The sequence below is a fragment of the Streptomyces sp. NBC_01515 genome (assembly GCF_045040345.1).
Taxonomy (GTDB): domain Bacteria; phylum Actinomycetota; class Actinomycetes; order Streptomycetales; family Streptomycetaceae; genus Streptomyces.
On record NZ_CP109416.1, the window covers coordinates 8,909,679 to 8,927,477 of the forward strand.

Annotated in this window: 17 protein-coding genes; 12 read left to right on the top strand and 5 right to left on the bottom strand. The window is 70.8% G+C overall.

Annotation, left to right across the window (positions count from 1 at the left end):
• Positions 1 to 5 precede the first annotated feature (5 nt).
• Positions 6 to 260, bottom strand: a complete 255-nt coding sequence (locus OG407_RS39855) for a hypothetical protein (protein ID WP_405864907.1) — start codon at positions 258 to 260, stop codon at positions 6 to 8.
• Positions 261 to 1,134: 874 nt separating this feature from the next.
• Here OG407_RS39855 and OG407_RS39860 point away from each other — a divergent pair.
• The 4 genes from OG407_RS39860 (at position 1,135) to OG407_RS39875 (ending at position 5,795) form a co-directional block, all read left to right on the top strand.
• Entirely contained in the window at positions 1,135 to 2,760 is a 1,626-nt protein-coding gene (locus tag OG407_RS39860; protein ID WP_405864909.1) for an SWIM zinc finger family protein, read from the top strand.
• Between the two features lie 203 nt (positions 2,761 to 2,963).
• Positions 2,964 to 4,253, top strand: a complete 1,290-nt coding sequence (pcaC, locus tag OG407_RS39865) for a 4-carboxymuconolactone decarboxylase (RefSeq protein WP_405868851.1) — start codon at positions 2,964 to 2,966, stop codon at positions 4,251 to 4,253.
• Positions 4,254 to 4,349: 96 nt separating this feature from the next.
• On the top strand, positions 4,350 to 4,985 hold the full coding sequence (locus OG407_RS39870; protein WP_403602826.1) for an MBL fold metallo-hydrolase: 636 nt from the start codon (positions 4,350 to 4,352) through the stop codon (positions 4,983 to 4,985).
• A 30-nt stretch (positions 4,986 to 5,015) separates the two neighbouring features.
• The gene (locus OG407_RS39875; RefSeq protein ID WP_405864911.1) at positions 5,016 to 5,795 is read left to right on the top strand and encodes an exodeoxyribonuclease III; all 780 of its coding nucleotides are present in this window, start codon (positions 5,016 to 5,018) and stop codon (positions 5,793 to 5,795) included.
• 44 nt (positions 5,796 to 5,839) lie between these two features.
• Here OG407_RS39875 and OG407_RS39880 read toward each other — a convergent pair whose 3' ends face one another.
• On the bottom strand, positions 5,840 to 6,283 hold the full coding sequence (locus OG407_RS39880) for a hypothetical protein (protein ID WP_405864913.1): 444 nt from the start codon (positions 6,281 to 6,283) through the stop codon (positions 5,840 to 5,842).
• A gap of 147 nt (positions 6,284 to 6,430) precedes the next feature.
• On the opposite strand from OG407_RS39880, the gene OG407_RS39885 reads away from it, so the two are divergent.
• The 5 genes from OG407_RS39885 (at position 6,431) to OG407_RS39905 (ending at position 10,128) form a co-directional block, all read left to right on the top strand.
• Positions 6,431 to 6,838, top strand: a complete 408-nt coding sequence (locus OG407_RS39885; RefSeq protein ID WP_403602821.1) for a DUF6278 family protein — start codon at positions 6,431 to 6,433, stop codon at positions 6,836 to 6,838.
• 113 nt (positions 6,839 to 6,951) lie between these two features.
• Positions 6,952 to 7,695 (top strand): amino acid ABC transporter ATP-binding protein, encoded by a 744-nt coding sequence (locus OG407_RS39890; protein ID WP_403602819.1) that lies wholly within the window; start codon positions 6,952 to 6,954, stop codon positions 7,693 to 7,695.
• Positions 7,696 to 7,712: 17 nt separating this feature from the next.
• Entirely contained in the window at positions 7,713 to 8,624 is a 912-nt protein-coding gene (locus OG407_RS39895) for a glutamate ABC transporter substrate-binding protein (protein WP_405864916.1), read from the top strand.
• 11 nt (positions 8,625 to 8,635) lie between these two features.
• Entirely contained in the window at positions 8,636 to 9,280 is a 645-nt protein-coding gene (locus OG407_RS39900; protein ID WP_366311762.1) for an amino acid ABC transporter permease, read from the top strand.
• Positions 9,277 to 10,128 (top strand): amino acid ABC transporter permease, encoded by an 852-nt coding sequence (locus OG407_RS39905; RefSeq protein ID WP_405864918.1) that lies wholly within the window; start codon positions 9,277 to 9,279, stop codon positions 10,126 to 10,128. Before OG407_RS39900 ends, OG407_RS39905 begins: the two co-directional genes overlap by 4 nt.
• A gap of 36 nt (positions 10,129 to 10,164) precedes the next feature.
• Here OG407_RS39905 and OG407_RS39910 read toward each other — a convergent pair whose 3' ends face one another.
• Positions 10,165 to 11,733, bottom strand: a complete 1,569-nt coding sequence (locus tag OG407_RS39910) for a CocE/NonD family hydrolase (protein ID WP_405864920.1) — start codon at positions 11,731 to 11,733, stop codon at positions 10,165 to 10,167.
• Positions 11,734 to 11,849: 116 nt separating this feature from the next.
• Positions 11,850 to 12,605 carry a hypothetical protein gene (locus OG407_RS39915; protein ID WP_405864922.1) on the bottom strand — a complete coding sequence of 252 codons (756 nt, stop codon included), beginning with the start codon at positions 12,603 to 12,605 and terminating at the stop codon, positions 11,850 to 11,852.
• A 143-nt stretch (positions 12,606 to 12,748) separates the two neighbouring features.
• On the opposite strand from OG407_RS39915, the gene ggt reads away from it, so the two are divergent.
• Positions 12,749 to 14,548, top strand: a complete 1,800-nt coding sequence (gene ggt, locus OG407_RS39920; protein WP_405864924.1) for a gamma-glutamyltransferase — start codon at positions 12,749 to 12,751, stop codon at positions 14,546 to 14,548.
• An 83-nt stretch (positions 14,549 to 14,631) separates the two neighbouring features.
• Here ggt and map read toward each other — a convergent pair whose 3' ends face one another.
• Positions 14,632 to 15,399 carry a type I methionyl aminopeptidase gene (gene map, locus OG407_RS39925; protein WP_405864926.1) on the bottom strand — a complete coding sequence of 256 codons (768 nt, stop codon included), beginning with the start codon at positions 15,397 to 15,399 and terminating at the stop codon, positions 14,632 to 14,634.
• Between the two features lie 32 nt (positions 15,400 to 15,431).
• On the opposite strand from map, the gene OG407_RS39930 reads away from it, so the two are divergent.
• Both OG407_RS39930 and OG407_RS39935 read left to right on the top strand, forming a co-directional pair.
• Positions 15,432 to 15,683 (top strand): helix-turn-helix domain-containing protein, encoded by a 252-nt coding sequence (locus tag OG407_RS39930; protein WP_405864928.1) that lies wholly within the window; start codon positions 15,432 to 15,434, stop codon positions 15,681 to 15,683.
• 380 nt (positions 15,684 to 16,063) lie between these two features.
• Positions 16,064 to 17,707: a hypothetical protein gene (locus OG407_RS39935; protein WP_405864930.1), complete on the top strand. Its 1,644-nt coding sequence runs from the start codon at positions 16,064 to 16,066 to the stop codon at positions 17,705 to 17,707.
• Positions 17,708 to 17,799: the final 92 nt, after the last annotated feature.

A 17,799-nucleotide genomic window follows, 5' to 3' on the forward strand; every position in this document is an offset into this window, starting at 1 on the left:
GCGGTTCACGGTGCCGAGGAGCGTCGTCGGGGGGCTGAGGCCGCGGAGGGGGCCGAGGTGACGCCGGAGGTGGAGGACGAGCGGGGGTCGGACGTGGCGTCGGCGGGAGGAGCGCCGGAGGTGCCGCGGGGCTCGGTGGACGACGCGGCGGGGGTGCGGGTGCGCTCGGCGGGGGAGGCGTCGCAGGGCTCGGCGGATGAAACGCCGGAGGCGGAGCCGCACTTGGCGGTGGAGGGGCCGCGGGGCCTCGCGGAAGACATGGCCGAGGTGCTGCGGGGTTTGGCGGTGAAGGGGGCACGGGGCCAGGCGTCCGCAGGGTCGGCGGATGAAACGCCCGAGGTGGAGCGGCATTTGACGGCGGAGAGGCTGCGGGGCCTGCCGGGCGAAACAGCTGAGCCGAAGCGGGACCCGGCAGCCGAGGCGTCGCAGGGCTCGGCGGATGAAATGCCGGACGCGCAGCGGCACTTGGCGGTGGAGGAGCGCCCCGCGGACGTAGTACGGCGGGCGTTGCAGGCGGCCCGTGAATGCGGGGGCCAAGGGGTGGACGCGGAAGTCGCCTGGCCCCCGGAGTCTTCTCGCACACCTGGGTCTCCTCACGCACCGGGCGCGGACCGTACGGCAGTTGACAAGGCGTCCGAGCCCCAGGCCCGGCCGGGGGACGCGGCACGCGCGGCGCTGCGACGGGCCGTCGCTGAGCGGCGCGCTGTTGGCACCTCGGGGGAAGACGCCCACGCGTCGGGTGACGGTTCGGCCCAGGACGCGGGAGCGAGCAGCCCGGGAGGCAGCGCCGGAGAAGGAACAGCGGACCGGCTGCGAGACCCGGTGCGGTCCGGGGTGGCCGTTCCGGACGCGGGAGTTGGTGAAACCGGTGAAGCAGGGCGGTCCGGGGACGCAACGGGGGACGAGTCGGCCGGCCTTCCGAACTCGACCACCCTTCAGGACTCAGAGACCGTTCAGGAACCGGCGACCGTCGCGGACCGCGGTTCGACGCGGCCCGCGGATGCCGCGCGTGAGGCGTTGCGGGTGGCCCGTGGTGCGGCGCGGAAGGCTCGTGAGGATGTCGGGGCCAGGGGAGTGGAGCCCGTGTCCCGGCCAGTGTCCCGTGCGGGCGCCGGTTCCGAGGGGCGCAGGGGTGTGCGTAGCGGCGCTGGTGAGGCGGGGGCCCGTGACCTGCGGGACTTTCTCGCCGGGGCCTTTCGGTTGCCGGCCGATGTGACGGAGGCGGACGATGTGACGCCGGCTGCCGAGGAGGCCGTACCGGACAACGACCGGGCGACACCCGGGAGTTCACACTCCGAGGCGTTCACCCCGACGTCCGCCCACGCGGCCGGGATCTCTGCCCGCGTACCTGAAACGTCCACCCGCACACCCGACCGGACCGAACCCCAACCCCTGTCACCCTCGTCGCTCATCGCCCCCGACCTAGCCTCTGCCACCCCCCGAACCCCCACCACCATGGCCTCCCCCTCCCGCGACAGCGACCTCCGCCGCACCTTCCCCGCCTTCTCACCCCGCCCCTCGGGAGCGGACAAAGACGGAGACGGCGACGGAGCCGCCAACTCCCGGTTCGCCGAAACCTGGTGGGGCAACGCATGGGTCACCGCGTTGGAAGAAGGTGCCCTGGATCCCAAGCGCCTGCTGCGGGGGCGGAATTACGCGGAGAAGGGGCACGTCGACGCGATCACCGTGACGCCGGGGCTCGTGCTCGGGTATGTGCAGGGCAGCCGTGCGCGGCCGTACCGCGTGCAGGTGCGGTTGCGGACGCTGGACGACGCCGACTGGGAGCGGTTCCTGGACGCCGCCGCGGACCGGCCGGGGCACATCGCCGCGCTGCTCGACAAGGAGATGCCCAAGTCCCTTGCGGAGTGCGGGGTTTCGTTGCTGCCGGGGCCCGGCGACCTCGCCCCGCAGTGCAGTTGCCCTGATTCCGGGCATCCCTGCAAGCACGCCGCCGCCCTCTGCTACCAGACCGCCCGCCTCCTCGACGCCGACCCCTTCGTCCTGCTCCTGCTCCGCGGCCGGGGCGAACGCCCCCTGCTCGACGCCCTGTCCCGCCGTAACGCGGCCCGTGCAGCCCGCGCCGCCCAGGAACAGGAACCGGCTCCCCTCCCCGGCGTAAGAGCCACGGAGGTCCTCGCGGAGCAGGGGAAGCGCCGACTCCCCCCGCTCCCACCCCCGTTGCCCATGCCCCCGCACCCCGAGCAGCCGCCCGTGTACCCGGCGTCCCCCGGCGGCCCGGACCCCTTCGCGCTCGACCAGTTGGCGACCGACGCCGCCGCCCGCGCGCACGCGCTGCTCAGCACCGGCCGGGACCCGGTGGGCGGCCTGACGCTGTGGCAGGACGCGGTACGGCTCGCCGCGGCCCGCCCCGGTTCGGGGCTGACCGTGACCACCCGTTCCCTCTACGCCTCCCTCGCCAAGGCCACCGGACGCACCACGGGCGAGCTGGCGCGCGCGGTCGCCGCCTGGCGGCAGGGCGGCATCGAAGGGCTCGCGGTGCTCGAAGAGCCCTGGGACCCGCCGGCCGGCCGCTTCGACCGGGCCCGCCCGCTGCTCCTCGCCGCCGACCTCCCGGCCTTCCGCCCCTGGCACAACCACCTCACCCACCCCCACGGCCACGTCCAACTCCGCCTGGGCCGCGACGGCTTGTGGTACGCCTACGAATCGGAACCGGGCGACGAGGACTGGTGGCCCAGAGGAACCCCCGACCTCGACCCGGTCGGCGCACTCACGGGCCTGGGCGCGCCCAGCGACCTCTGAGCCGCCGAGCACCCCGGAGTGGCCTTCGACACAGCCCCACCGGAGTCACCGTTCGCAGCCGTCCACAACTCTCCCGCTCCCACCCCCCGTCCCGTGAAGGCGATGTGAGAATTCCCCACCGATGTGTGGGAGCCGAGTGCGGAGACCGGGGGCCCCACAGCCGGACCGTAAGAAACGGCGGTTACGTTGGAGCGGTGAGCGACATGAAGACCCCCGCACTGCAGTACCGCTTCGACGGCCCCGAAGACGCGCCCGTTCTCATCCTGGGCCCGTCCCTCGGGACGACGTGGCACATGTTCGATCGCCAGGTGCCCGAACTGGCGAAGCAGTGGCGGGTCTTCCGGTACGACCTGCCGGGCCACGGCGGCTCGCCCGCGCACCCGACGGGCTCGGTCGCCGACCTGGCCGACCGGCTGCTGGCCACGCTCGACGCCCTCGGCGTGCAGCGCTTCGGCTACGCGGGCTGCGCCCTCGGCGGCGCGGTCGGTCTCGAACTGGTCCTGCGCCACCCGGAGCGCGTGGCCTCGCTGGCGCTGATCGCCGCCTCGCCCCGCTTCGGCACGGCGGACGAGTTCCGCCAGCGCGGCGTGATCGTGCGGACGAACGGGCTCGACCCCATCGCCCGCACCTCGCCCGAACGCTGGTTCACCAGCGGGTTCGCCGCGACGCAGCCCGCGATCACCGAGTGGGCCGTCCAGATGGTGCGCACCACCGACCCCGGCTGCTACATCGCCGCGTGCGAGGCGCTGGCCGCGTTCGACGTACGGTCCGAACTCGCCCGCATCGGCGTGCCGACCCTCGTCCTCGTCGGCTCCGACGACCAGGTCACCGGCCCCGCCGAGGCCCGCACGCTGGTCGCCGGCATCCCGGATGCCCGCCTCGCCGTCGTACCCGGCGCCTCCCACCTGGTCCCGGTCGAACAGCCCGCCGCCGTCACCGACCTCCTCGTCCGGCACTTCTCCACCGCCTGGCAGCCCGCCTACGAGCACTCCACCGGGCAGTTCGCCATCGCGGCGACCCCGGTCAAACCGGTCCTCGCCCCGCCGCCGCAGCTCGCGCCCATCGCCGAGATCGCGCCGCCGCCCCCCGCACCGCCGCAGGCCATGGGCCGTCCGGACCCCTACGACGCCGGGATCAAGGTCCGCCGAGAAGTGCTCGGCGACGCGCATGTCGACCGGGCGCTGGCGCAGGCCGACGAGTTCTCCGGGGACTTCCAGGACTTCATCACCCGCTACGCCTGGGGCGAGATCTGGGACCGGCCCGGCCTCGACCGGCGCTCGCGCAGCTGTGTCACCCTCACCGCGCTGGTCGCGGGCGGCCATCTGGACGAGCTGGCCTTCCACACCCGGGCGGCGCTGCGCAACGGCCTCACCCCGGCCGAGATCAAGGAAGTGCTGATGCAGGCCGCCGTGTACTGCGGGGTCCCGGCGGCGAACAGCGCGTTCAAGGTCGCCCAGCAGGTCATCCGCGAGGAGACGACGCCCACCGAGTGACCCCACCGAGTGACCCCACGGAGTGATCTTCAGACGGGCACCGAAAGCACCAGCCTCACCAGCCCGTCCGCCGTTCCGGCGCGGCAGGATGGACCCATGAAGCTGACGAAGAATTCGCACGCCTGCATCCGCCTGGAGAAGGACGGCCGGTCGCTCGTCATCGACCCGGGCTCCTTCAACGAGGAGGACGCCGCGGTCGGCGCGGACGCGATCCTGGTCACCCACGAGCACCTCGACCACTTCAACGAGGACCGGCTACGGGCCGGCCTGGAGGCCAACCCGGCCGCCGAGATCTGGACGCTGAAGTCGGTCGCGGACCAGCTCTCCGCCGCGTTCCCGGGCCGCGTGCACACGGTCGGACACGGCGACACCTTCACGGCGGCGGGCTTCGACGTCCAGGTGCACGGCGAACTGCACGCCGTGATCCACCCGGACATCCCGCGCATCACCAACGTCGGCTTCCTCGTCGACGGCGGCCGCGTCTTCCACCCCGGCGACGCCCTCACCGTCCCCGACCACACCGTCGAGACGCTGATGCTCCCGGTCATGGCCCCCTGGAGCAAGATCTCCGAGGTCATCGACTACGTCCGCGAGGTCAAGCCGCAGCGCGCCTACGACATCCACGACGCCCTGCTCACCGACCTCGCCCGCCCGATCTACGACATGCAGATCGGCGCGCTCGGCGGCGCGGAGCACCTGCGGCTGGCGCCCGGCGAGGCGGCGGACCTGTGAGTGTCGGACCCGCCCGGTAGGTTGTGAGGCATGCGCATCGCGACCTGGAACGTGAACTCGATCACCGCCCGTCTGCCGAGGCTCCTGGCCTGGCTCGAGAGCAGCGGCACCGACGTGCTCTGCCTCCAGGAGGCCAAGCTGGCCGAGGCGCAGTTCCCGTTCGACGCGCTGCGCGAGGCGGGTTACGAGGCGGCGGTCAACGCGACCGGGCGGTGGAACGGAGTGGCGGTGCTCTCCCGCGTAGGTCTCGACGACGTGGCCAAGGGCTTTCCCGGGGACCCCGGTTACGACGGCGTCCAGGAGCCCCGCGCCGTCGCGGCGACCTGCGGCCTGGTCCGCGTCTGGTCGGTGTACGTGCCGAACGGCCGCGAGGTGGACCACCCCCACTACGCGTACAAGCTCCAGTGGTTCGAGGCCCTCAGGGCGGCCGTCGCCGACGACGCGCAGGGCAGCCGCCCCTTCGCGGTGCTCGGCGACTACAACGTGGCGCCGACGGACGACGACGTCTTCGACGTGGCCGCCTTCGAGGGCCTCACCCACGTCACCCCCGCCGAGCGCGCCGCCCTGACCGCCCTGCGCGACGCGGGCCTGTCCGACGTGGTCCCCCGCCCCCTCAAGTACGACCACCCGTACACCTATTGGGACTACCGCCAGCTCGCCTTCCCGAAGAACCGCGGTATGCGCATCGACCTGGTCTACGGCAACGAACCGTTCGCGAAGGCCGTCACCGACTCCTACGTCGACCGCGAGGAGCGCAAGGGCAAGGGCGCCTCGGACCACGCGCCCGTGGTCGTCGACCTGGACGTCTGACCCGAGGCACCCGCCGAGACACCCCTGAGGCACCGGCCCACCACTCAGCTCAGGGAGGTGAACCAGCGCACGACGGCCGCCGTCGCCGCCCGCTGGGAGCCCAGGTGGCGGGAGCCGCCGTAGTCCGGAGTGCCGAGGTCGACCAGTGGCGCCTCGACACCCCGGGCGCGGAACGAGGCCTGGCAGTGCTCGCTGTTGCCGTTCACGGCCTGCTCGTCGCCCTCGGCGTAGTACAGCCGCACCGGAGCCCGGGGCGTCCAGCCCGTGCACACCCCGTCGGTGACGCGCAACTCGGCGGCCACCTCCCGCGCGGACAGCGTCCGCAGGTGCACCACCGACACCGGCCGCCCCCGCGCCGTATCGGGCGCTCCGTGCACCGTCGCGGACGGAACGGCCCCCGCCCCCACGGCACCCGCGGACACCGAACCGCTCACCACCAGGGCGACGGTCACCGACGACAGCACCATCAACTTGCCTGTCCGCTTCATACGGCGACCGTACGAAGCGGACATCGCGCCCACCATCCGGCCAACCCGCCCTCGACGGAAGGGTTTTCCCCCTCCGGGCCGGTGCGCTGACACGCCACCGGCGACGCCCTGTGGTGCGTACGGCGGTACGAATGACACGCTGGGCGTATGAACATCCCTTTCCTGGGCAACCGGGGCGAGAAGCGCGGTGTGCACGACCCCGAGGGCATCGCCGAACCGCTGTCCGAGTGCGAACTGCTCCGCTCCCACGCGGCCCGGGAGGGCGTCCAACTCGACGACTCCGTGGGCTCGTTGGAGGCACTCGACCAACTGGTGCCCCGCTGGCGGGACGACGAGGAGACCATGTCCTGGCTCGGCAACGACGCCGGTCTGTATCTGGGGACGGTGATCGTGCGGACGGTGCCGGGCGCCGCCTGGGCGATCTGGCCGAACGGCCAGCCCGTCGTACGGCTCGACTCCGGGCGGGAGTTCGACGTCGTGGCCTCCGGACACGAGTGGGCCGCCAGCGGTGCGCCCGAACTCTCGCAGCTGTACGCCGAGGTCGCGGAAGAGTAACGCCGGGCTTAAATACGGCTAATGCCCGAAAAGTGCGTGTCGTGCCTTAACTCCACTCTTGTCTGGATAGTTTGCGGCGACCACGACACAGCTGAGAGTGAGTGGGGCTGGGCATGGCCGTCGATCCGTTGATCGAACTGCGTGACGTCAACAAGTACTACGGGGAGCTGCATGTCCTGCAGGACATCAACCTCACCGTCGGCAAGGGGGAGGTGGTCGTGGTCATCGGCCCGTCGGGGTCGGGAAAGTCGACGCTGTGCCGGGCGATCAACCGGCTGGAGACCATCGAGTCCGGGACGATCGAGCTCGACGGGCAGCCGCTGCCCGAGGAGGGCAAGGCCCTCGCGAAGCTCCGCGCCGAAGTCGGCATGGTCTTCCAGTCCTTCAACCTGTTCGCCCACAAGACGGTCCTGCAGAACGTCTCGCTGGCCCAGGTGAAAGTCCGCAAGCGCAAGCGCGAGGACGCCGACAGGCGGTCGTTGGAGCTCCTGGACCGCGTGGGACTCGCCTCCCAGGCGCCCAAGTTCCCCGCGCAGCTCTCCGGCGGCCAGCAGCAGCGCGTGGCCATCGCCCGCGCCCTCGCCATGGAACCCAAGGCGCTCCTCTTCGACGAGCCGACCTCGGCCCTCGACCCGGAGATGATCAACGAGGTCCTTGAGGTCATGCGTCAACTCGCCCACGACGGCATGACGATGGTCGTCGTCACCCACGAGATGGGCTTCGCCCGTTCCGCCGCCAACCGCGTCGTGTTCATGGCCGACGGCCGCATCGTCGAGGACCGCACCCCCGAGGAGTTCTTCACCAACCCGCGCAGCGACCGGGCCAAGGACTTCCTGTCCAAGATCCTCAAGCACTGAGCGGGGGAGTGCGATCCATGTTCCGTACCACCCGTGCGTCCCTCGCCGTCGCCGTGCTCGCCGTGCTGTGCGCGAGCGCCTGCGGCAAGGAGGGCAGCCCGCCCGTCAAGGGCCCGGCCGCCGAGAAACTCCCCAACTACCAAGTGGCACAAGGCTTTCAGCTCCCCGGCTCCCCGACCTGGAAGCGGGCGAAGAAGCGCGGCTACTTCAATGTCGGCGCCAAGGAGGACCAGCCCTACCTCGGCGAGAAGGACCCCGCGACGGGCACCTACTCCGGCTTCGACATCGAGATCGCCAGGATGATGTCGGCCTCTCTCGGCTTCGCCCCGAAGACCATCCACTTCCGCACGATCGCCTCCGCCAACCGCGAAACCGCCCTCCAGAACGGCCAGATCGACTACTACGTCGGCACCTACACCATCAACGACATGCGCAAGAAACTCGTCGGCTTCGCCGGCCCCTACTACCTGGCCGGCCAGTCGCTCCTCGTCCGCACCGACGAGCACGACATCCACGGCCCGCAGGACCTCGCCGGCAAACGCGTCTGCTCGGCGGCCGGCTCCACGCCGTACCAGCGCATCAAGGACGACTATCCGAAGGCCCAACTCGTCGCCTACGACACGTACTCGGTCTGTGTCGACAACCTGCTCACCTATCAGGTCGCCGCCGTCACCACCGACGACGCGATCCTCATCGGCTACGCGGCGAAGGTCCCCGACCAGCTCAAGGTCGTCGGCAAGCCCTTCTCGAAGGAGCCGTACGGCATCGGTGTCCCGCACGGCGACAACGCCCTGCGGTTCGCCCTCGACGACGCGTTGGAGGCCCGTGAGAAGAACGGCGACTGGAAGAAGGCGTACGAGGCGACGCTCGGCCTGTCCGGAGTGCCCGCGCCCACCCCGCCCGCGATCGACCGCTACCCGGCGAGCTGAGGGAGGCAGACGTGAACGTACTGACCGACAACTTCTCGACCTTCGGCGACGGCTTCCTCGGCACCGTCGAACTGACCGTCTACGCCTCGGTGTTGGCGCTCGTCCTCGGCTTCCTCATGGCCTCCTTCCGGGTCGCCCCGGTCGGCTCGCTGCGGGTCTTCGGGACGGTGTGGGTGACCGTGCTGCGCAACACCCCGCTCACCCTGCTGTTCTTCGCGGTGCTGCTCGGCCTGCCGCGCTTCGGACTCGTGCTGCCCTTCAAGGTGTTCGCGGTCCTCGCGCTCGGCTGCTACACCTCGGCGTTCATCTGCGAGGCGCTGCGCTCCGGCATCAACACCGTGCCCAGGGGCCAGGGGGAGGCGGCCCGCAGCCTCGGCATGTCCTTCGGGCAGAGCCTCGGACTCGTCGTCTTGCCGCAGGCGTTCCGCTCGGTGATCCCGCCGGTCGGCTCCACCCTCATCGCCCTCGCCAAGAACTCGGCGATCGCCGGCGCGTTCAGCGTCACCGAACTCCTCGGCACCTACCGGACGTTGAGCGAACTCGGCTACAACATCGTCTGGACGTTCGTCTGGATCGCCGTCGGCTACCTGATCATCACCCTCGCCATCAGCGCGCTGTTCAACGTGCTGGAGAGGAAGTGGGGAGTCGCCCGATGACCACCGCCAACGCCCTTTACGACGTCCCCGGCCCCAAGACCCGCAAACGGCACCGCCTTTACGGCATCGCGTCCACGGTCGTCATCCTCGCGCTGCTCGGCTGGATCCTCTATCTCCTGTTCGACACCGACCAGTTCACCTACACGAAGTGGATGCCCTTCGAGTACAAGGGAATTCAGGAACTGCTGCTGCGCGGCCTCGGCAACACGCTCAAGGCCTTCGGGCTCGCGGCCGTGCTGTCGCTGGCACTTGGCACCCTGCTCGCCGTGGGGCGCCTCTCGGACCACCGGCCCGTGCGCTGGCTGTCCACGCTCGTCGTGGAGTTCTTCCGCGCCATGCCCGTCCTCGTGATGATCTTCTTCATCTTCGTGGCGCTCAAGGTGCAGCCGCTGCCCGCACTGGTCGCGGGCCTCACGCTCTACAACGGCTCGGTGCTCGCCGAGGTCTTCCGCTCCGGCGTCAACAGCGTCGAACGCGGCCAGCGGGAAGCCGCGTTCGCACTCGGCATGCGCAAGGTCCACGTCATGTCGTACGTCCTCGTGCCGCAGGCCGTACGGGCCATGCTGCCCGCGATCATCAGCCAGTTGGTGGTCGCGCTGAAGGACACCTCGCTGGGCTATCTGATCACCTATGAGGAGTTTCTCCATGCCGGGAAGCTGATCGCGTCGAACCTCGACTACGATTTGCCGTTCATCCCCGTGGTGATGGTGATCTCGCCGATCTACATCGGGATGTGCATGCTGCTCTCCTGGTTCGCCGGTTGGGTGTCCCGTCGGGAGCAGCGCAGTCCCAAGACCGAGGCCGTGGCACCGGCCGAACCAGGGACGCTGCTGCCGCGGGTGCAGTAGTAGAGGGGCACTTGCCCGTCCGGCAGCAGCCGGAGATCACTGCTCGCGCAGCGGGATCGACACGTACGACGGGTCGTTCGCGGGCGAGGAGAAGGTCAGCTGCGCGCCGGTCGGGTTGTGCTCGATGTAGAGCGGGTCGACCGTGTCGACGACCAGGGCCAGATGATGCCCTGCCGGGACGTCGTAGGCCGTGGAGAACAACTCCAGGTCCACACCGAACGGTTGGCCGGGCTCCTGCCCGTGCCAGGTGTACGGCGCGTTGCTGACCAGCTTGCCGAGGCCGAGCGGGCCCACGTCGTAGAGGTACGCGACGAGGGTGCCGCTCTCCTTGGTGTCCGTGACCGTGGTGTGCAACGTCACTGTCCCGCGCACCTGTTGGGCACTCGTGTACTTCCCCGACTGCCATACGGCGGCCCACCGGCGCGGGAGCAGCGGGACGTACGCGACCGGCGGCACCTGGGCGACCTGGTCGAGGATGCTGGACAGGAAGACGATCCCGCCGTCGGCGCCCGAGTCGACGTTGGTGTGGATGGTGGTCGTGCCCGCGAGGTCGATCTTCTTCCGCGTCGCGCCGACCGACTTCCAGTCCGGATAGCCCTCGTAGCCGCCTGAGGTACGGGACTTGAGCTCCACCGGCTGCTCGCGGTCGATCCCGTTGTCCGCGCCCTTGAGGTAGTGGTCGAACCAGCGCTCGGTGTCCGTCCACACGTCGTTGGGCAGCCCGAACAGTCCGGTCAGCTCGGCGGTGGCGTGGTCGCCGGGGCGGAGTTCGAGCCGCTTCGGCACGCTCAACTTGCCGTAGAAATCGGCGATTTGGTTGGGCGGGAAGATCGTGTCGCCCCAGGCGTTGGCGAGCATGATCGCCGCGCCGTTCTTGTTGATCTGATCTACGTAGGTCGAAGCCGAACGCACCTTCCCCCAGTCGATCAACTCCTGTTCCTTGGACAGGTCGGAGGCGAAGAAGTCCTTGAAGACCTGGCTCGTCTCCGCGCTCGGGCGGCCGGTGACGAGGCCCACGCCGTCCAGCAGGGCGGTCGCCTGGGCGTGTTCGGTGCGGCCCGAGTAGATCGAGTCGATCAGGTCCGCCCAGCCGCTCAGCGAGGCAACCGCCTTGATCCGCTTGTCGTGTGCGGCCGCGAGGAGACTGATGCCGGCGCCGTACGACACGCCCGCCATGCCGATGTGCCCCGCGTCGGACGGGGTGTTGGCGAGCGCCCAGTCGATCACCGTGGACGCGTCGGCCACGTCCTTCGGACCCGCCACCTCTATCCCGCCGCCGGACTGCCAGAAGCCGCGTACGTTGTAACTCACCACGACATAGCCGGAGTTCGCGAGCTTCTCGGCCTGGACCAGGTACTGGACCTGGGGGAATCCCCAGCTCGTGGGCAGCACGAGGAGCGGGTAGTCGTGCGAGCCGTCGGCGCCCGCGGGCGTGACGACGTTCGCCGCGAGCCGCGTGCCGTCCTCGCCGGTGATGTCGACGAAGCGGACGCCGTTCGTGGCGGCCTGGGCCGCGGGGGCGAGCCCGAGGACACCTCCGGCGATCAGGGTCGCGGAGACGGCGCCCGCGGCGGTCGTACGCAGGGCCTGGCGACGGTTTCGCACGGGTCACTCCTCACACGTGTCAATGCAAAGTGACCCGACGGTAACCGGGACCCCCTACCTCAGGTAACCCGCCGGTAAGTTACGTGCCAGTAAAGATTGTTGACGTGTGTGCGACCTCAGGAGGCCCGGTGTGAACTGCGTGGAGCCGGTGCGGGCAGCGGGGTCTCCGCGGCCCGGGTGACGTCCGCGACCAGCTCCACCACATCGGGGCCGTACGCCTGCGAGTTGACCACCTTCAGCAGCAGGACGAAGGTGTTGCCGCCGTGTTTGCGGGCCAACTTCTCATGGTTGCGGGCGAGATAGCGGGACGCCGCCTGGTTGGTGATCGCGCGCTGGCCGCAGAAGAGGAACACCGGCCGCGCGCCGCCCAGTTGGCCGGCGGTGAGACGGGCGAGGAGGACGTACTCGCCCTTGCCGGGCTCAAGTCGGTAGCGCTCGCTGCCTATTTGGAACGCGCCCCGGTCCGGACCCGGTTCCGGGTCGACGTTGACGCGGATGCCCGGGAGCAGGGACGCCAGATGCGCGGCCATCCGGCGGTTGGAGGCCGGGCCGCCCACGCAGAACTCGGTGCGTTCGCCGAAGCCCTGCTGGGTCGCGTCGTGCGCGACGACCTGGGCGTGCGCGTTGCAGTCCTTGATCAGGGCGGCGAGTTCGAGGAGCGCGAACACGTCGTGCCGCATCACCGTGAGTTCGGGGCCGCCCGCCTCGCGGTTGACCACGAGCAGCGACTCGGAGTTGTCGGGCAGCCCGAAGAACGCCTGCTTGCGCCGGAGTTTGCGCTTCCACAGATAGGTGCGGGCGAGCCAGCCGAGCGCGGCGCTGATGCCGGCGGCGGCCACGCCCAGAACGATGTTGCGCACGTCGTCATTCATGGGCGCGCATGTTAGCGGCCCAGCATGGCTGGTACGTACCGGTGTTCGACGTGTGGCACTCGTGTGACAGTGGCGCGAGGTGGTCTGTTGGGGTCATGGCAATGTGGCTACGCTGCGCGGACGGTCCCGACTGGAGGTTACGGATGCGTCGCCCTGTGGCACGGAAACTGTCGGTCCTGGCGGTCTCGGCCGCCGTCGTGTCGGTCGGGTCAGCGGCCCCACCGGCCGCAACGAGCAGCACACCGACGAAGGTTCCGGTCGCCGTCGGCTACGGCGGCGCGGTCGCGAGCGTCGACGCGGACGCCACCGCGGCCGGCATCGAGGTCCTGAAGAAGGGCGGCAACGCGGTCGACGCGGCCGTCGCCACCGCCGCCGCGCTCGGCGTCACCGAGCCCTACTCCTCCGGCATCGGCGGAGGCGGCTACTTCGTCTACTACGACGCCAAGTCCCGTACGGTGCACACCATCGACGGCCGCGAGACCGCGCCGCTGACCGCCGACTCCAACCTCTTCGTGGAGAACGGCAAGGCCCTCGCCTTCAACGACGCCGTCAGCAGCGGCCTCAGCGTCGGCACCCCGGGCACGGCGGCCACCTGGCAGACGGCCCTCGACCAGTGGGGCAACGAGAAGCTCGGTACGGTGCTCAAGCCCGCCGAGCGGATCGCGAGCGGCGGCTTCACGGTCGACGACACCTTCCGCAGCCAGACGGCGTCCAACGAGACCCGCTTCCGCTACTTCCCGGACACCGCCAAGCTGTTCCTGCCGGGCGGCGCGCTGCCCGTCGTCGGCTCCACCTTCAAGAACCCGGAACTCGCCAAGACATACAAGGAGTTGGGCAAGAAGGGGATCGGCGCGATCTACCACGGCGACCTCGGCAAGGACATCCTCGCCACGGTGAACACCCCCAAGGTGAATGCGAGTTCGGGCTGGAACGCCCGCCCCGGCAAGCTGTCCACCAAGGACCTCGCCGTGTACCGGGCCAAGCTCCAGGCGCCCACGAAGACGTCGTACCGCGGACTCGGTGTCTACTCCATCGCGCCCTCCTCCTCCGGCGGCACGACCGTCGGCGAGGCCCTCAACATCCTTGAGAAGACGGACCTTTCGAAGGCGAGCGAGGTCCAGTACCTGCACCACTACATCGAGGCCAGCCGGATCGCGTTCGCGGACCGGGGGCGCTGGGTCGGCGACCCGGCCTTCGAGGACGTACCGACGAAGGAACTCCTCTCGCAGAAGTTCGCCGACTCGCGCGCCTGCCTCATCAAGGACGGCGCGGTCCTCACCAGCCCGCTGGCGCCCGCCGACCCGCGCCGCCCGACGCCCTGCACCGCCAAGGGAACGGCCGCGCCGACGACGTACGAGGGCGAGAACACCACGCACCTCACGGTCGCCGACAAGTGGGGCAACGTCGTCTCCTACACGCTCACCATCGAGCAGACCGGCGGCAGCGCGATGACCGTGCCGGGGCGCGGTTTCCTGCTCAACAACGAGCTGACCGACTTCTCCTTCACCCCGGCCAACCCGGCCGTCCACGACCCGAACCTGCCCGGTCCGGGCAAGCGCCCGCGCTCCTCGATCTCGCCGACGATCGTCCTCGACAAGCACAACAAGCCCGTCGTGGCGCTCGGTTCACCCGGTGGCGCGACCATCATCACGACCGTGCTGCAGACCCTCACCGAGTTCCTCGACCGGGGCCTGCCCCTCGTCGACGCGATCGCCGCACCGCGCGCCAGTCAGCGCAACGCGGCCAACACCGAACTCGAACCGGCGCTCTACAACAGCGACTTGAAGAAGCGGCTGGAGGCCATCGGGCACTCCTTCACCCTGAATCCGGAGATCGGCGCGGCGACCGGTGTGCAGCGGCTGCCGGGTGGGAAGTGGCTGGCGGCGGCGGAGACGGTGCGGCGGGGTGGCGGGTCCGCGCAGGTGGTGGATCCAGCTCCGTAGTTCGCGGTCCGCGGGGACGTGGGGCTGGTCGTGCCCATGCGGCGGAGCCGCACATCGACACAGTCCCGCGCCCCTAAAGGCACTCAGCGTGCCGTGAGGATCCTGGGACCGTCCTCCGTGATCGCCACCGTGTGTTCCACGTGGGCCGCTCTTGAGCCGTCGTTCGTCCTGAGGGTCCAGCCGTCCTTCGCCGCGTGGTAGTCGTCGCGGCCGCTCGCGATCAGCATGGGCTCGATCGCGATGACCATGCCGTGGCGGAGGGGGAGGCCGCGGCCGGGGCGGCCCTCGTTCGGGATTCCGGGGTCCTCGTGCATCTGGCGGCCGATGCCGTGGCCGCCGAAGTCCTCCATGATGCCGTAGCCGGCCGTGCGGCACACCGTGCCGATCGCGTGGGCGATGTCGCCGATGCGGTTGCCGACGACGGCCGCGTCGATGCCCGCCGCGAGGGCGCGCTCGGCGGTGTCGATCAGGCGGACGTCGGCGGGGCGCGGCTCGCCGACGATGAAGCTGATCGCCGAGTCGCCGGCCCAGCCGCCCAGCTTGGCGCCGAAGTCGATCGAGACCAGGTCGGCGTCGCGCAGCCGGTAGCCGTCCGGGATGCCGTGCACGATCGCGTCGTTCACGGAGGCGCAGATGACCGCGGGGAACGCGGTGGGCGCGAAGGCGGGGCGGTAGCCGAGGAAGGGCGAACTCGCACCGGCCGCGCGCAGCACGTCGTGCGCCACCTCGTCCAGTTCCAGCAGGGATACGCCCACGTCGGCGGCCTCCCGCACGGCCGTGAGGGCGCGGGCCACGACCTGGCCCGCCTCGTACATCGCATCGATAGACGTGTCCGTCTTCAGTTCCACCATGCCAATTACTATACCGGTATTAGAATGACGGCATGGTACGCACCCCTCTCACCCCCGAAGAGCGCGAACGCGGCGAACGGCTCGGCCGGCTGCTCCGCGAGGCCCGCGGTGGCCGGAGCATGACCGACGTGGCGGCGCACGCGGGCATCTCGGCGGAAACCCTCCGCAAGATTGAGACGGGCCGGGCTCCCACACCGGCCTTCTTCACCGTGTCCGCCCTCGCCGGGGCGCTCGGGCTGTCCATGGACGAACTCGTGGTCAGGTGCGCGCCGTTGGCAGCCTGAAGCGGAGAGTGTGACCTCGCCTTGGCGGGAGACGTGTGCGGGCTGTGTGCCGGAACGGGTGAGGCGTACTGGCCGATGACGCTCATGCCCGGATTCGGCGGTGCCTGTCAGGTGGCTGCCGCCTCCGCCTGTCCGACGACCCCGATCGGCGCCTGTGGAGTGGCCCGAGGGGCGGTGGTCCTCGCCCTGCCTCCGGGTCGGTTCACCCACCCCGTGACGGCCCGGTCGGTGCCGGATCCCGCATGAACCGGCGGGCGCACAGTCGGGAGGCGTAGGCTCTGAGATCTCTGCGCCCGGCTCGAAAAGCTTCCGTAGCCGCGTCGTAACACAAATGGTGTTTTCTACGGATCGGAGTATTCCGGTCTGGCGGGAGTTGGGGCATGGCTGTGGATCAACTCCCCGGACAGGTGCGGGAGTTCGCGAACTACCTCGACGGACTCCTGGCGCGCCTGGACCAGGGCGGCGGCTGGTGCGGAGTGTTCTGGCAGCGTGATCCCGACGGCATGCAGGCTTGTCTCGGCGGGCGTGAAGTACCGCCCTGGGACGTCGTGGAGGCGCTCCTCCAGGACCTCGCCGCGGAGTACGGCCACGGTGTCGCGAGCCAGGAGAAGGAGCGGGCCCGCGCCCTGCACGCCGCCGCGCTCGCCGCGTTCGACGCCCGGCCCGGCAGCCGGGACGTGCTCAGCGACCGGCTCGACGTGATGCTCCGTGAGCAGAAGTACGCGGCCGAACGGCAGGCGGAACTGGGGCGGTCGCTCAACGCCGCCACCACCCAGGAAGAGGCCGACGCCCTCCGCCTCGACCTCGCCTGGGCCCACGACGACCACGAACGCGCCACCGCCCGCTGCACCGAACTCCGCGCCCGCATCGAGCAGTTGGACAACCGCGCGCACATCCAGAGCGCTCGGACGATCCACCGCGACCGGCACGGCAACGTGTTCCGCGTCGACGACACCTACCAGGACCAGAACACCTCCGCGTACGACGGGAACCAGGCCCCGCACCGGCTGCCCCGTCAGCGCGGCGCCGAGCAGGCGCCGGTCACCGGATCGCAGGGCGGATACGGCAGTCCCGATGGTGTCGGTGGTGCCGATGGGGCGTACCGGGAAGACCGGACCCCGGACCCCCGCCACGGCTACGAGGAGTTCGAGCGAGCCAACCCCGACTACGGCAACCCCGACCCCACGTGGGCCGACCTCGCGAGCCCCGACGCCACCACCCCCGCGACCGAGACCGAGACTCCCGACCGGGCCGACGCCGAGGTCGAGACCACCGCCCCCGCCCCCAAGCAACGCAAGCGCCGCCGAGGCAGCGCCCGCTTCGCCGGCCTGGCCGAGGACGACGCCGCCGGCACCCCGGCCCCGGGCCCCGCAGCCGTCGTACCGGAACTGCCCGCTCCCGCGCCCGCCGCTCGCCGGACCCCGCGCGGAGCCCGTTTCGCCGGGGCCGCCCGGCCGGTCGAGCGGGCGCAGCCGAAGCGGGAGCCGTTGGACGCGGAGGCGCGGCAGGCGACCGTGGAGGCCGTGCGGCGGCTCGTGGGGCTGCGGCGCGAGGGCCGGAGCGGCGAGGCGCACGCGCTGCTCGTCGAGGCCGCGTACTGGCCCGCCGCGCGCTTCCCGCTGCTCGCGGCCGAGCTGCAGCGCGCCGGGCTCGGCGCGGACTGGGCGACGCTGCTGTGGGAGGCCGCCTCGCTGCCCGCGGACCGGCTGGTCGGCGCGGCGGACGCGCTGGTCGCGGCGGGCCGTACGGCGGACGGCGAGCAGATCCTGCGGCAGGGCGTGGCCCGTCCCGCCGGGGAGATAGGCGAGGCCGTGCTCGCGCTGGCCGCGGAGGGGCGCCGCCGTGAGATCAGCGCGCTTCTCGACGCCTACGTCCGGGTCCGCACCCCGGAGGAGGCGGCCCGCAGCGTCGCGGCCGACCCCCAGCAGCTCGTACCGCTCCTCCTGGAGGCCGCCCAGGGCGCCTCGGACGAATGCCACTGGGATCTGGTCCACGCCCTACGGGTAGCGGGCTTCAGCGCCTAGCGCGCGGTCGGACCCCGGCTACCCGGCGCAGCGGCTCACCCACCGGAGGGTGAAACGTGATCGACTCCGCGGGTTAACGGTGATGGTCTTGG